The organism is Rothia sp. HMSC065C03, from assembly GCF_001837295.1.
Lineage (GTDB): Bacteria > Actinomycetota > Actinomycetes > Actinomycetales > Micrococcaceae > Rothia.
This window is the reverse complement of sequence record NZ_KV831978.1, coordinates 219,796-233,585: the sequence shown is the minus strand read 5'-3', so window position 1 is coordinate 233,585 and position 13,790 is coordinate 219,796. Positions and strand designations below refer to the sequence as shown.

General features: G+C 56.5%; 12 protein-coding genes, 2 tRNA genes and 1 pseudogene. 1 reads left to right on the top strand and 14 read right to left on the bottom strand.

Annotated elements, in window-relative coordinates; all coding sequences use genetic code 11:
- The 5 genes from HMPREF2605_RS09455 to HMPREF2605_RS01170 all read right to left on the bottom strand — a co-directional run.
- A partial coding sequence (locus tag HMPREF2605_RS09455) for a hypothetical protein (RefSeq protein ID WP_371441066.1) occupies nt 1-353 on the bottom strand: 353 nt, incomplete at its 3' end.
- A gap of 83 nt (nt 354-436) precedes the next feature.
- Nucleotides 437-871, bottom strand: coding sequence for a DUF4190 domain-containing protein (locus HMPREF2605_RS01185; RefSeq protein ID WP_070846704.1), 435 nt, complete (start codon nt 869-871; stop codon nt 437-439).
- A 172-nt stretch (nt 872-1,043) separates the two neighbouring features.
- Nucleotides 1,044-1,664, bottom strand: a complete 621-nt coding sequence (locus tag HMPREF2605_RS09700) for a DUF4190 domain-containing protein (RefSeq protein ID WP_070846703.1) — start codon at nt 1,662-1,664, stop codon at nt 1,044-1,046.
- A gap of 222 nt (nt 1,665-1,886) precedes the next feature.
- Nucleotides 1,887-2,246: a DUF4190 domain-containing protein gene (locus HMPREF2605_RS01175; protein ID WP_070593200.1), complete on the bottom strand. Its 360-nt coding sequence runs from the start codon at nt 2,244-2,246 to the stop codon at nt 1,887-1,889.
- Between the two features lie 271 nt (nt 2,247-2,517).
- Nucleotides 2,518-2,955, bottom strand: coding sequence for a hypothetical protein (locus tag HMPREF2605_RS01170; RefSeq protein ID WP_070846702.1), 438 nt, complete (start codon nt 2,953-2,955; stop codon nt 2,518-2,520).
- A 258-nt stretch (nt 2,956-3,213) separates the two neighbouring features.
- Between HMPREF2605_RS01170 and HMPREF2605_RS01165 the strand changes: the two genes are divergently transcribed.
- A tRNA-Ser gene (locus tag HMPREF2605_RS01165) sits at nt 3,214-3,305 on the top strand.
- Between the two features lie 64 nt (nt 3,306-3,369).
- Here HMPREF2605_RS01165 and HMPREF2605_RS01160 read toward each other — a convergent pair.
- From HMPREF2605_RS01160 to HMPREF2605_RS01120, 9 genes and pseudogenes are all read right to left on the bottom strand, one after another.
- Nucleotides 3,370-3,915 (bottom strand): SixA phosphatase family protein, encoded by a 546-nt coding sequence (locus HMPREF2605_RS01160; protein ID WP_070846701.1) that lies wholly within the window; start codon nt 3,913-3,915, stop codon nt 3,370-3,372.
- 151 nt (nt 3,916-4,066) lie between these two features.
- The gene (locus tag HMPREF2605_RS01155) at nt 4,067-4,819 is read right to left on the bottom strand and encodes a winged helix-turn-helix domain-containing protein (protein ID WP_070846700.1); all 753 of its coding nucleotides are present in this window, start codon (nt 4,817-4,819) and stop codon (nt 4,067-4,069) included.
- Between the two features lie 579 nt (nt 4,820-5,398).
- Nucleotides 5,399-6,037: a uracil phosphoribosyltransferase gene (gene upp, locus HMPREF2605_RS01150; protein ID WP_005504417.1), complete on the bottom strand. Its 639-nt coding sequence runs from the start codon at nt 6,035-6,037 to the stop codon at nt 5,399-5,401.
- Nucleotides 6,038-6,222: 185 nt separating this feature from the next.
- Nucleotides 6,223-6,309: transfer RNA gene (locus HMPREF2605_RS01145), tRNA-Ser, on the bottom strand.
- 167 nt (nt 6,310-6,476) lie between these two features.
- Nucleotides 6,477-7,097, bottom strand: coding sequence for a TetR/AcrR family transcriptional regulator (locus HMPREF2605_RS01140; RefSeq protein ID WP_005504416.1), 621 nt, complete (start codon nt 7,095-7,097; stop codon nt 6,477-6,479).
- An 80-nt stretch (nt 7,098-7,177) separates the two neighbouring features.
- The gene (locus HMPREF2605_RS01135; RefSeq protein ID WP_070846699.1) at nt 7,178-9,784 is read right to left on the bottom strand and encodes a YhgE/Pip domain-containing protein; all 2,607 of its coding nucleotides are present in this window, start codon (nt 9,782-9,784) and stop codon (nt 7,178-7,180) included.
- 2 nt (nt 9,785-9,786) lie between these two features.
- Entirely contained in the window at nt 9,787-10,521 is a 735-nt protein-coding gene (locus tag HMPREF2605_RS01130; protein ID WP_070846698.1) for an ABC transporter ATP-binding protein, read from the bottom strand.
- A gap of 300 nt (nt 10,522-10,821) precedes the next feature.
- Entirely contained in the window at nt 10,822-11,349 is a 528-nt protein-coding gene (locus HMPREF2605_RS01125; RefSeq protein ID WP_049352318.1) for a nucleoside deaminase, read from the bottom strand.
- 41 nt (nt 11,350-11,390) lie between these two features.
- A pseudogene (locus tag HMPREF2605_RS01120) lies at nt 11,391-13,564 on the bottom strand (RecQ family ATP-dependent DNA helicase).
- Between the last annotated feature and the right edge of the window lie 226 nt (nt 13,565-13,790).

Here is a 13,790-nt window from a genome sequence, read left to right as displayed (position 1 = left end):
ATACGACCCGCTAGGGCAGGTACACCGTGCTGTTTCGCTACTCGCCCCTGCCAAATACCCAGGACGTTCAGCAACGGTGCAACAACAACTATCTGCAGACCACCACTGTCAAAATCGTGGACAAACAACCAGCACCCTAGAAAGAAAAATAGGAGGCCGAGGGCGCCGAAAAGCAGGGATACGTTCGCTGCCTTTTTACCGTCTTGTGCCCTTTGCTCGTCGGAAGGTTGCTTGCTCGCATGTTGCGTCCAATCGTCCGTGTTGTCAGCGTCAGACTGCGGGCTGCCATTTCCCTGGTAGAGCTTGGCATATTCGGGATTGTAATCAAAAACTTCATTATTTTGGGGCATCATAACCTTTCATATTCCACACACAATAGATATTAGCTTCACCCTATGCACCTACTATCGAAGGCTCCTACACCTGACAAAAACGCCTAATAACTGCGTATCCACACCCACAGTGTCCAGAGGTTCACGAGCACAAAGCTGACAATAGCCACCCAACTCAGCACGCGGCCCGCGGCAGGAATCGCACCGTAGCGATCTGCTTCCTTAGCCTTCCATAGACCAAGAGCACCCAGAGCTACAGAAGGGGTACCGAAAAGCCACCAGCCCCATACCGAAACACTGACAAGACTGAGCACACCGAAGGCAAGTGAGAGTTGCGAGGCTCGTTCCCCCAGACCCCATTCAGAAGGCTCTCTTCTCTTGTTCAGAACCGATGTCAGCGGAGGCCGACTATCAGGGTCGTAGCGCTCATTCGGGTTGTAGTCGTCATAGTGTTCGCTCGTGTTTTTATTCTGTTTTAGCCCCTTGTAGCCGAAATTCCGGTCGAAGGGGTTGGGCTCTTGCGGGTAGTAGGACGACATTGTATCCACGACCTTTCAATACCGGGTGTTAAGCCCACCCTAGACCTTCCCCCGCGCGGGAACAAGCATGTCAGGACCAATCCACGAGATATACGGCATATACACAGCAAAGCCCCGTTCCTCGTATTGAGGAGCGGGGCTTTTGCGTACCCTCCAATGAGGGTGAAAGTGTTTAGAAGAATGCCAGTATCTGCACAGTCTCCACGAGACTAGAATTTGCGGCAGAATCAGAAAGAGCCAGCATAATCGCCAGCAGAAGACCTCCGCCGAAAAGCACCAGGAACATGCCACCAATGGCTACGCTAATCCAGTTCAAGATACGACCAGCTGAAGCAGCCACACCATAACGCTCTGCCTCATTAGCCTTGAGAATACCGATAACACCCAGAATCAGGGAAGGCAGACCAAACAGCCACCAGCTGAGAGTCACTATACACGCCAAGCTGATAATACCCAGCACCGTGGAAGTCTGAGCAGCCTTCTCACCGGCAAGCTGCTCGGGAGTCTTCTGCAAAAAGCCCACAGGAACCATCATGGGCTGACCGTACTGGTCGGGCTGCTGGTACTGCTGACCGTACGGGTCATACTGATTCTGACCATATGGGTCTTGACCGTACGAATTCTGACCGTACTGGTCATAAGAATACTGATCGTAGGAGCTCTGCCCGTACTGGCCATACTGACCGTACTGAGTGTTCTGCCCGTACTGAGTGTTCTGGTTGTACTGCTCGTTCAGACGGTTGTAGTCCGGGTTGTAGTCGTAGGGGTCTGAACCCCGAGGATTCTGAGACACGGCATCTCACTTTCGTACGGCTGGTGTGCGTTAAACCTAATTCACCCTAACCCATGAATGGAACGGGTACAACTACATCCGCTATCCAAGCCCCCACAATGCACCGCAATGCATTAGCTAGCCGCTCTAACGGATATGCAAAAGCCCGCGGACACACAGGGCGCTCGCGGGCTTTCTGTAGCCAATCTCCATGGAGGATGCTGGCTAAAACGCTATAAGGTCCTAGCCCAGGTTCTTGAGAGCACCCAGCGCGACAACAATAATGCTCAGGACCAGAGCAGTACCACCGATAATGGAACCAGTCAGTGCCAGACCACGGGACTGCAGCTCAGGGACACGCAGAGACGCCAAACCAAAAGCCAGGCCCAGTGCGCTGAAAAGCGGGCTTAGAAGGACCAGACCAATAGCGCCAAATACAATAGCGAGAATCGACAGAATCTTCGCCCTCTTCATCTGAGCCTGCTGCTCGGGGGTCGGGACCGGCTGACCGTACGGAGCCTGCTGACCATACTGGGGTGCCTGCTGGCTGAACTGGGGGTCCTGGTTGAACTGGGGCTGGGGGTTGTTGGGGTTTTCAGACATGATTTCTCGCTTTGCTGAGTGATGAGGTGCCTCTGATGTGCTGTATCGGAAGATAAAACGTCAGAGATGCCCTCTATTTATCGGTTGGGACTCATGCAGTGTACCGAACATGCTTATGAACCTCAAAGCCCCTAGCCCATAGTCCACGACGAAAAACCCGCGTCAGGTGACCATAAAAACTGCTACAGCTAAGCAGGCGGACACGCAAAAGCCCGCGGACACACGGGGCGCTCGCGGACTTTCTCTGACCAGTAGCTATGAACGATATTGTCTAAACATGCATCATGACCAGAATCAATAGCAGCATCTCGAAAGGCACAGTCAGGATACCAAGCAACATATTCATAACTCCCAACGCAACACCAGCCACACGCATATGACCGCGGTGGCGTGAAGCAATCGCTAGAACCCAGCCCGTAAGACCCAGAAGAAGGGAAGCGCCTCCGCCCGTCAAATAATTCAGCACAAAAACACTAATCAGCCCAAGAACACCGATAATGACCGAGGCCATCGCAATAATCCAGCCCTGAGTGTGTGTGTTCTCCTGTTCGGGAAGAACATACACCGGCTGCGCAAACTGCGCAGGATGCACCGCAGACTGCGCAACCTGCTGACTATTGAAAGCCGGGTTATTCACAGAGGAGGGAGCACCCTGAGGAGGCTGAGTCTTCTGAGGAACCTGGGGCATCTGAGGAACGGTGGTAGTCACGGGAGGGAGCCTTTCTATCTGGACTGCAATGTCGCTTCTACCCTCAAAACTACATCACCTAAATACCTCAAACGCCTAAATTCAGGGTATTTAAAGGTTAAACAGCCTTATTCACACGTTTCTCGCAGGTAAAGAAAACACGGTCGCGAAGAAACTAACACCATCCCACCCACATATATCTCTCGCGCCTCACGGGTCGAATTGACCAAGCGCAAAACAGCCTATATTCTTATAGGGATGCGCTCACGAGCGCACCGTGGAGACGTGCCAGAGCGGCCGAATGGACTTCACTGCTAATGAAGGGTCGGGGTTAAACTCGACCGGGGGTTCAAATCCCCCCGTCTCCGCCACAAAAAGCCCCGTACCAACCGGTACGGGGCTTTTGCTTTACCCATTTCGTTTCAGGCGCGAAGTCTAGAAGCTCTTGAAGTCCACGAGGCGCGCATCCGCACCATCCAGCAGAGCCCACTCCCCCAGCACCTCAAACACCGCAATGGAAGAGGGCGGGAAACCGTAGTACACATCCATGGACGCGTTCGGGTCGGAATCCGGGCTCATCAGGCGCTGCGCGGCATCCTGCACACCGGGTAGATGCGACACCACCATCAGAGAATGAACATTCTCCGAAACGCTGTTAATGCGCGCAATAATGCGGGACGCAGACACCTCGTACAGCCCCTCATCCAGATGAGCGGTAGGCGCCTTCGCCCCCAAACCATCCGAAACCCAAGTCGTCGTCTGACGAGTGCGCAAAGCCGATGACGACATAATCTGCTCCGGAACATAACCGCGAGCCGCCAGCCAGGCGCCAGCAGCGGCAGCCTGCTCATGGCCGCGCTTCGTCAGCGGACGATCAAAATCATTCAGACCCCAATCAGCCTCCGCATGGCGCATAATAATCAGACGCTTGACCCCGCTGCGGTGCGAGCCAGATGCAGTGTTGGAAGAATTTTCAGCCATACACCCATTCTATCTAGAGGGCGCCGGAACATGCCGCACACCGCCACAGCACGCACACTAACACCCCCAGGCGGGCACAAGTAAACCCCGGTGCACCGGCATCATGCCAGCACACCGGGGTGCACTCTACAGAAGCTAAATTCTGTACACGCTAAATCGAGTATTCCGGAGCAGCCCAGACAACAACCTCGGGGTGCTCAAAGAAGCGGTAACCCTGACCGCGCACCGTACGCACGGTACCCGACAGGCGACCCAGCTTCGAACGCAGACGACGAATATGCACGTCAATCGTACGCTCATGCGGATGCTCGTCACCGGAGCTCCACAGCGCCTTCAGCAGCTCCTCACGACCCACGGTGCGGGAAGAGTTCTCCACCAGGTGTGCCAGCAGCTCGAACTCCTTGAAGGTCAGCATGAGCGGCTCACCATCCAGGAACACCTCGCGGCGTGCCAAATCAATCAGCACACCCGAAGAGTGGCTATTCGTGGTCTCTGCTTCGCGGGCGACATTCGCCTCCGGGTGCATGTACATTGCGGTCGGATCACCGAGCGCATTACGCACCACCTCAAGGTCGCTACCCTCAGCATTCACTGGAGCCAACGCCACAGCGGCGTACGACTCCGACTCGGGAGCCAGGTGGTGTGCATAAGTGCGCAAATCCTGAACGATACGCACCAGGGAGGTGCCGTTCGCAGCGGCAAGCTCCTCATTCAAACCCACATAGAGCACGAAGCCGCGTGCTTCATTTTCCTGAGCCTGCTTATGGGTAGAGTCACCGGCTGAGAAAGTCATCGGACGCAACGTTGCGGCCTGCGCAACGGGACGCTGAGGCTGCACGACCTGGCGCTTAGCGGCGCGGCCGCGCTGGGAGATGTGCACATATCCAGGTACAGCGCCTGACATGATTCAACCTTCTCTCAAAGTCTGTGTACGGGATCCCTGTCGTACGTAGTGTGGGGTGCGCCGGAAGTGACGCGGAGCTAAAACAGTCCCCAATACCTGTTCGAGCTTCAATCCTCTTACTTAATATTTCTCCTATTTGACGGATAAATCAAGCGGATTCAGCATAGTGGATTCATCTTTATGGGCGAGAGGAGTACAATACCCCCTCTCGTGTTTTGGGGTTTCAGGGACTACCTGAAGCTTTCAGTATTTTTTCTCTTATAAATATTCATAGCTTCTTTTATTTACTGGTTTCACCCTGTATTTTCATGTGAAGCTGTGAATATACTCAATATATTTTAAGCCCCTCAAGGCACTATAGTGTTCCTCATCACATATTATCAAGGGTGTTTCATAAACCCACACAAGCGCCCAACAACACCATAAACACCCAAGACAGCAGACCGTTAGACACACATCCCCCAACACCACACCATATGACCTGCACACGGCCTCCAGCAGACACAACAAAGCGCCCCCGCACATGCTTAAACATATGCAGAGGCGCCCCACTCACATCACGTGAATAACGCTGAAAAACTACTCAGCCAGACCGTACAGGCGGTCACCAGCATCGCCCAGACCCGGAATAATGTACGCCTTCTCGTTCAGACGCTCATCACGAGCAGCCAGGAACAGGTCAACATTCTCCATACCCTCAATGCCCTTCTCCAGAGCAGCAATGCCCTCAGGAGCAGCAATCAGGCACACGCAAGTCACAGACTCAGCACCACGCTCACGCAGGAACTTAATGGCCTCAATCAGAGTGCCACCGGTAGCCAGCATCGGATCCAGCAGGTACACCTGACGACCAGTCAGATCCTCCGGCAGACGCTCAGCATAAGTCACAATATCCAGGGTCTCCTCATTACGAGCCATACCCAGGAAGCCCACCTCAGCGGTCGGCACCATGCGAGTCATACCCTCAAGCATGCCCAGACCAGCACGCAGAATCGGAACAACCAGCGGCTTAGGATCAGCAATACGAACACCGGTAGTAGTCGCCACCGGAGTCACAACCTCAACCTCTTCCACACGAATCTCGCGAGTCGCCTCATAGGCAAGAAGGGTCACCAGCTCATCAACCAGCTGACGGAAAATCGGGGACGGGGTGTTCTTATCACGCAGAACACTAATCTTGTGAGAGACCAGCGGGTGGTCAAGAATCTTAATACGCATAATACGATTTTACCCACCCCCAAATCAGCAAGCACCGGCAAAGCCCCGGAAGTGGCACACAACCTATAAAACGAGGCGAAGTACCCCCGCACAAACACCCACCAACACACCCGCCAGCAGCACCCCAGAACAATCCAGGCATGCAAAAACCCGCCGAGACGAATCTCGACGGGTTTTCGTTGGTGCGGTGGTGGAGGGATTTGAACCCCCGTTGGCTTTTACACCAAACATCATTTCGAGTGATGCACCTTCGGCCGCTCGGACACACCACCAACAGTGGAAAACTATAGCACACCCCCAACAGGAGGGCAAGAATGAGCCTACATATCGTGCGCGTACGGCAGCCGGGTGTCGCCCCTTTCACGGCCCCTTTCACCGTGCCCTTTTCGACACCCGACACCGAAGTCCCGGCTACGTCTACAGACCCTAACAGGTCCGCCTAATGACGGATATACCCATCTACAACCAGCATGACAGCACGCGTTGCATCCTCAGCATTGCGCTCCGCCTGATGCACTTCACGATCCATAGCAAACATGTAAATCGCGCCGAACATAGAGATCGCAATCGCACGAGGATTCTGAGCGGTATCAACCGTATAGCGGCGAGCCACAGCCTCCGTCATCTCCTCCAAAAAATCCAGAAGATTCAGACGGTTATCGCTCATCGCCTCAGTCCAACCATCCGCACCCTTCCATGCCTCCGAAAGCCACATCCGAGTAAAACCCGGACGGTCCTCAAGATACTGGAACGCGGCGCGAACAGCACTCCGCAACGCCTCACGCGGATCAGAATGAACCGACGCCGCGCGACGCGCATCGCTCAGCAGCAACTGCGTGCCGTACTGAACCAGCTGATCCACCATGGTCTTCTTAGAACCGAAGTTGTAATACACGGTTCCCTTAGAAACACCCGCCCGGGCAGCCACCTCTTCAACAGTGGCGTACTCAAGCCCCTTTTCGGTCATGATTTCCATAGCAGCGTTGAACAACTTCAACTGAGTTCTACCTGTACGGCCGGGACGACGACTTGAAGCTTCAGCGACTGGGCGCTGCAACATCAGCAGTCCTCCCTCCCTTTTTGCAGATATATCTCTATTTTATTAGACAGTTTTCCCCCGGTGCGACTAAACAGGGTTTGTTACACCGTAATCTCCGGAGCCAGCTTCTTCAGGGACCACGTACGATCACGACGCGTGCCAATGTAACCCAACACCAGACCAGCCAGACCCCACAGAGTCAAAACCAGCATGATGCCCCACAGGCTCGACTCATTAATGCCATACGCCAAACGACGCGTACCCGCCACCGCATAGCCCATCGGGAAGAAATCATGCATCCAACGAATCGACTCAGGCAAAGTCTCATACGGCATCGTGCCGCCCGCAGTAATCAACTGCAGAATCAGAATGACCAAAGCAACAAGCTTGCCCGGCGCACCCAAAATCACCGTCAAACCATGAATGAAACCGGTAAAGACCAAAGCCACATAGCAGAGGAACAGCCACACCAGCCACGGATGAGCCATCTCAAAGCCCAAACCAAACTTAATCGCGGCAAACATCAGAGTCGCCTGAGCAATACCCACCAGGCCGAACGGCATCCAGCTACCGAGCATCACACGAATCGACGGAGCATGCGAAGCCAACGCACGGTTATTCATCACGCGCAACGTCTGAACCAGCATCAAGCCGCCAATCCACAACGCCAAGCACATGAAGAACGGACCCATGCCCTCACCATAGTTACGAGCCGACGCCAGCGACTCCTGCGACAAAGTCACAGGGTTCGACATCGTATCCGCAACCTTCGCCTGATCAGTCGGCGCAAGACTCGGAACCTGCTTAGCACCAGAAGCCAGGCCGCTCTCCAGCGACGAAGTACCATCCTTCAACTCGGAAGCACCATCATTCAGTTGAGTCGAACCATCAGACAGCTTCGCCGTACCGTCAGAAAGCTTCGACGCACCATCCTTCAGCTCATTCGCGCCATCAGCCAGCTTCTGCTGACCCTCAACCGCAGACTGCTCCTTCTCCGCCAAAGTACCGCTACCATCCTTCAGCTCGGCGGTACCGCTCTTCAAAGAATCAGTACCCTCCTTCAGCTCAGAAGCACCACCCGACAGAGTCGCAGAACCACTCGCAAGGCTCGAAGCACCCGAAGCGATCTTGGAATTACCATCAGCCAGGCTCGCCGAACCCGACGCCAACGAGGACGCGCCAGCATCCACACGAGCGGCACTATCAGCCACCGACGAAGCGCCCTTGGCAAGCGAAGACGCACCGGAATCCAGCGAATCCACGCCAGTCACCAAAGTCTGAATCTTCACCGCAGTCGACGACGAACCATCAGAAACACAATGGCTCGACTTCAACGCGCGCAACTTCGACAGAGCATCAGCAGCGGCAGCATCACGAGTAGCCAGATGCGACTGCAGAGCCTTCTGATTCAGCTCAGCAACCTCATTCTTCGTCTCCTCAGAATCAACAGCAGCGACCAGCTGATCAGCCTGCTCCTGAGTCAACGTACCCGCCTCAACCAGCGGAGTCACCCGAGCACGCACCTTCTGCGCACTCGCAGACACCACAGTATTCGACAAGTCACGACCAAAATCGCCACTACCGGCAGAAGTATCCGTCTCATGCAGACGCATGCACATCGCGTTCAGCTCAGCCGGCAACTCACGAATACCAGCCTGATCCATGCCTTCACGCAACTGATGAATACCCGACGCCAAATCATTAGCACCCTTCGCAACCGCCGCAGAGCCATCCTTCAAGCTCGCAGTACCCTCAGCCAGAGTCGCCGAGCCGTCCTTCAGCTTCGACGCACCATCAGAAGCAGACGCCGCAGCCGAAGCCAAAGTCGACGAACCATCCTTCAAACTCGAAGCACCATCGGCAAGCTTCGCAGCACCAGAATCCAGCTTCGCCGCGCCAGAATCCAAAGTCGACACACCATCAGCAAGCTTCGCGGCACCCTCCGCCAACTGCTTCTGACCATCCAACAACTGGGACTGACCATCAGCCAGAGAAGAAGTACCATTCTTCAGCTTCACGGCACCATCATTCACCGTGGCAGTGCCGTCCTTCAGCTGAGTGATAGCATCCGCCAGCTTCACCGTGCCGCTATTCACCTTCGACGCACCATCAGCAGCCTCACCCATCTTCGAATGAATAGTCGTGAAGCTAGCCAACAGCGAATTCGCCGTAGAATTACCGACCTTCTCAGCCACCGAATCACGCACCGCAGTGCCCGCCTTCGTGACAATATTCGTCAGCACATAGTTGTTCGCGTCATTCGTAATGACCTCAATACCCGCCGAACGCGCATCAATAGTGCCCGTCTTACCGTCAGCATCAGGCTTGAACGAACCGGCACTCTGCAAATTACGGGAGAAGTCCTTCGGAATCACCATCGCAAAGTCATAGGTGCCGTTCTCCACACCCTCAACAGCCTCAGTGCGAGTCTGCACCTGACGCCAATCAAACGTGCCAGCGTCTAGAAGGTTCTTCTTCACGTCCGCACCGGTATTCACCTGCTGACCCTCAGAATCCATCGCGCCTTCATCCTCAACCACCAGGGCGCCCACAATGCCATTCACATGGCCGTAAGCATCCCAGTTACCGTACAGGTACAGGGCGCCGTACAGCAGCGGAATGCAGGACATCGCAAGCAGCACCAGAACCGGCAGAACACCGCTGGTCAGGCGCTTCAGCTCAACGAGCGCAACACGCAGAACAGTCATTCTTACTCCTTCTCAGCGTTTTCGCCATGTTCGGGGGAATCATTGGAGGGTTCAATCTCGCCCTCAACAAGAGCCGGCACGTTTTCCCCAGGGGCTTGTTCCTCAGAGGCACGACCGACCACAGCACGCGCACCATGCCAGGACTCAGAAATATGCGGAACAACAGCCACCACCGTGCGCGGGTGGTCCTCATCGGCGGCAAGCTCCTCCAGATACGGAAGCCACATGTACGTGTGGTTCAGGTGGCGGGAGGGAGTATCGAAAACCAGCAGGTCAGAGGGGCTATGCTGCGCTAAAGCAGCCATCAGCTCAATGTTCATCTCGCCGCTAATCTCATCCATCCACAGGCCGTCCAGCTCCTCAAGACCGCGCTCGGCCAACCAGCGGCTCGCACGGGAACGGCCAAAAATCGGCAGGTTATAGGAGAGCATCTCCGACACGTAATCATGCACGCGCATATGCTGCTCGGGAGCGGTCACATCAGGAGAGTCCACCACGCTGCTGAGAGCACGCAGACGCTTCATCGAAATACGGCGAGGCTCATCATCGCCTTCGCTCCAGCTAATCGTTCCGCCGGACAGGGGAAGGCGACCAGTCAGCGCCAACGCGAGAGAGGTACGCTCCAACTGGCTATCCGCCTGAACAATAATGACTTCTCCCTCGCCCACTGAGAAGGTGGTGCGGTCAAAAAGCGGAGTGTGGCGCCCTTTCGCCCAAATATTGTCAACGCTTAACACGGTTAGATCCCCTCAGAGAATGGATGGTTCGGGTGAGTTTCTGGGAGTCATCCGCGGGCACCACGCGGGGTGTAGAACGTCAGGCGCAGGCAGGCGGAGGCTCCAATGCCTATATATGGTAGACCCGGTTATGTGTGATGTGGTGGGCTTTTCATGAAAAAACATGGGTCATTTTTGAAATTTCTGAAGTATTTTTCAAATAAATGGGGTTTTTCGTACAAATAACGCGAAAAGCCACGCAATCTCTGCGTGGTTTTTCGCGTTATACAAACCATCTTTAGGGGTGAGGCCTAGAGCAGGTCAGGGGCGGCGTTCCTTAAAGAAGTCCACCATCAGCTGCGCACACTCATCAGCACACACACCCGCATACACCTCGGGAGCCGGAGCAACCCTGCCGTCACGCAGTACATCGTAACGACTGCCAGCAGCCCCCGTCTTCTCCTCCCAAGCTCCAAAAACCACCGTCGAAACGCGCGACGCCAGGATCGTGCCGGCGCACATCAGGCACGGCTCAACCGTCACCACGAGCGTGCACCCGTCCAGGCGCCACTGACCACGATGCGCCGCCGCCTGACGAATCGCGTTCACCTCCGCATGGGCGCTGGGGTCATGCTCCCGCTCGCGGGTATTACCCGCCGAACCAATAATGACGCCCTGCTCATCCACCACCACAGCACCGATAGGGATCTCGCCACGCTCACCCGCGGCGGCACCCTCGGCGAGGGCGCGGACCATCCACTCGCCGTGTTCGGGGCGAGCGGGAATATCGCTGAGCACAGCGGAAGAACCGTCTGTGACCGTCAATTTTGAATATTCCGAATATGACATACAACCTCGTCAGGGGAATAAATAAACACTAATGGGCGCAACTAGTGGGTGGCAGCCAAAGAGAAAGGATACACCGCAGAAGCCCCGCCAGCCGTAGCTCACGCGCCACAGCCGTGAACGCCCACCGCGAATCCACGACATCAGAAACCAACAGAACAGGGCACCGATGCTCACGCACATAGTCCAGAACTTCTGCAGGCACCCGGTACGAGCGCAGCACATCCGCACAGCGGAATGCGCTATTACCGCCAAAGAAACGCGGCTCCCCCACCAGAGACACCCGGCCCAAATCCACCAGACGACCCACCGACGCCAATCCCCTACCCAGGGACTGAGCCAAACGAGGACGCACCGGCGAAGGCAAAGTCAACACCGCCACCGGACGACCTGCCTCAGACCACTCCCAAGCGGCAAGCACCTTCACACAAGCGCGACCCAGCTCGGCAGGGACCTCAGAATCAACCGGCTCACCCAGCTCATTCGTCGCCAGAAGCTCACGCAGACGTGTACCGTACCCCATGTCGCTCAGACGTGCCAAAGCGTAACCGGATTCAGCCTGCTCGTCCTTAGACAAACGACCGCGCGGCGCATCCGCACCCATCAGCTGATCCAGCCCGCTCGGCCACATGCGGCGTGGTTGCAGGGGCACGCCCACCGTATTGAAGCTGCTCTGCGCCGCCTGCTGCGCCTCAGCGGGAACTTCAACCGGGTACCAGGGGCCCGCACACACATCGCAACGACCGCAAGCAGTCGCGGAATCATCATCAAGCTGCTGGGCTAGGAAAAGCATACGGCACTGACTAGTGCGTTCATACTCGAGCATGGCGTTCTGCTCCACCACACGCGCCTGCGCCACCGCCGCGTAACGGGCACTATCGTACTGCCACGGCGAAGAGGTTCGACGCCAATAGTTGCCTTCCTTCACGGCGGCACCCTCAACATCTAGCACCTTCAGCAGAAGCTCCAGGGTGGAGCGGCGCAACTGAACGCGCGCCTCCAACGCGGTAACGCTCAACCCCTCCGGGGAGTGGGCGAGGGCATCCAGCACCGCCAGCGCCTGCTCCTCATTGGGCATGGAGGCGGTCGCAAAATACTCCCAAATGGCGCGGTCTTCACGACCGGGCAGGAGCAGAACATCAGCGTTGACGGCACCTCGTCCGGCGCGGCCAATCTGCTGGTAGTAGCTCACCGCAGACGACGGCGCGCCCAGGTGCACGACAAAACCCAAATCAGGCTTATCAAAACCCATACCGAGGGCGCTCGTCGCCACAAGAGCCTTCACCCGGTTTTCCTTGAGCGCCTGCTCTGCAACCAGCCGCTCATCCGGGTCAGTTTTGCCGGTGTAGGCAAGCACCTCGTAGCCGCTGGCACGCAGAGCGTTTGCGGTATCTTCTGCCGCGGAGACAGTCAACATGTAGATAATGCCCGAACCGGGCAGGCTGTTCAGGTGCGTGAGCAGCCAACCGATGCGTTGCGCCTCATCAGGCAGGGTCAGAACACCCAGGCGCAAGGACTCGCGGGACAGCGGACCGCGCAACACATGTACAGGTGCGGTGGTATCAGTGCTGAGCTGTTCGGCGATATCGCGGCTAACGCGGTCATTCGCGGTTGCGGTAGTCGCCAACACCGGCACGCCCACCGGCAGAGATCTAATGAGCGAACCAATACGGCGGTAGTCGGGGCGGAAGTCATGGCCCCAGTCAGAAATACAGTGCGCCTCATCAATGACGAGCAGGCCCAGGCGCGACAGCAGGTACGGTAGCCACTGCTCGCGGAACGCCGCGTTATTGAGGCGTTCGGGGCCCACCAGGAGTACGTCGAGCTCGTTAGCTTCGAGGCGGGTGCGGATTTCATCCCATTCGGTGACGTTCGCGGAGTTCACCATGGCGGCGCGCACTCCCGCGCGGGATGCCGCCTCGACCTGATCACGCATGAGGGAAAGCAGCGGGGAGACAATAAGAGCCGGGCCCATACCGCGGGCACGCAACAGCAGGGAAGAAATGAAGTAGACCGCGGACTTGCCCCAGCCGGTACGCTGCACGACGAGGGTGCGGGCGCGGTCGGCTACGAGGGCGCGAATCGCCTCGTACTGGCCGTCGTGGAACTCGGCATTAGCGACGCCGGTGAGGCGGCGCAACACTTCACGGGCTTCAGCATGCAGGGGATCCGTGTGCAGGAGATCGGCGGGGCTGGAAGCTGGCTGTTCGGGGTTCATGGTTCTCTCCAACGGTGGGTGGTTGGGGCAATCGCTACGCCGCGACGCGCCGTGCTCTCTTTCCATCATGTCACACCCCGTATCCTCCGGCTCTGCGGATGGTCATTTCTTGGGGAGGCGTGCGAGCGTCGCGTCACCTCCGGCTGTTTAGCCGAGATGGTGGGGAGATTTACGCCTCGCTCACCCGTGCGTCCGGCGTAAATGCCGGTAGAATTGTGCCAGTAAT

Coding starts and splice junctions, on each gene's coding strand:
- HMPREF2605_RS01125 (WP_049352318.1), bottom strand. CDS start 11,349: ATGTCATATTCGGAATATTCAAAATTGACGGTCACAGACGGTTCTTCC.
- HMPREF2605_RS01135 (WP_070846699.1), bottom strand. CDS start 9,784: ATGACTGTTCTGCGTGTTGCGCTCGTTGAGCTGAAGCGCCTGACCAGC.
- HMPREF2605_RS01155 (WP_070846700.1), bottom strand. CDS start 4,819: ATGTCAGGCGCTGTACCTGGATATGTGCACATCTCCCAGCGCGGCCGC.
- upp (WP_005504417.1), bottom strand. CDS start 6,037: ATGCGTATTAAGATTCTTGACCACCCGCTGGTCTCTCACAAGATTAGT.
- HMPREF2605_RS01175 (WP_070593200.1), bottom strand. CDS start 2,246: ATGTCTGAAAACCCCAACAACCCCCAGCCCCAGTTCAACCAGGACCCC.
- HMPREF2605_RS01160 (WP_070846701.1), bottom strand. CDS start 3,915: ATGGCTGAAAATTCTTCCAACACTGCATCTGGCTCGCACCGCAGCGGG.
- HMPREF2605_RS01185 (WP_070846704.1), bottom strand. CDS start 871: ATGTCGTCCTACTACCCGCAAGAGCCCAACCCCTTCGACCGGAATTTC.
- HMPREF2605_RS01140 (WP_005504416.1), bottom strand. CDS start 7,097: ATGTTGCAGCGCCCAGTCGCTGAAGCTTCAAGTCGTCGTCCCGGCCGT.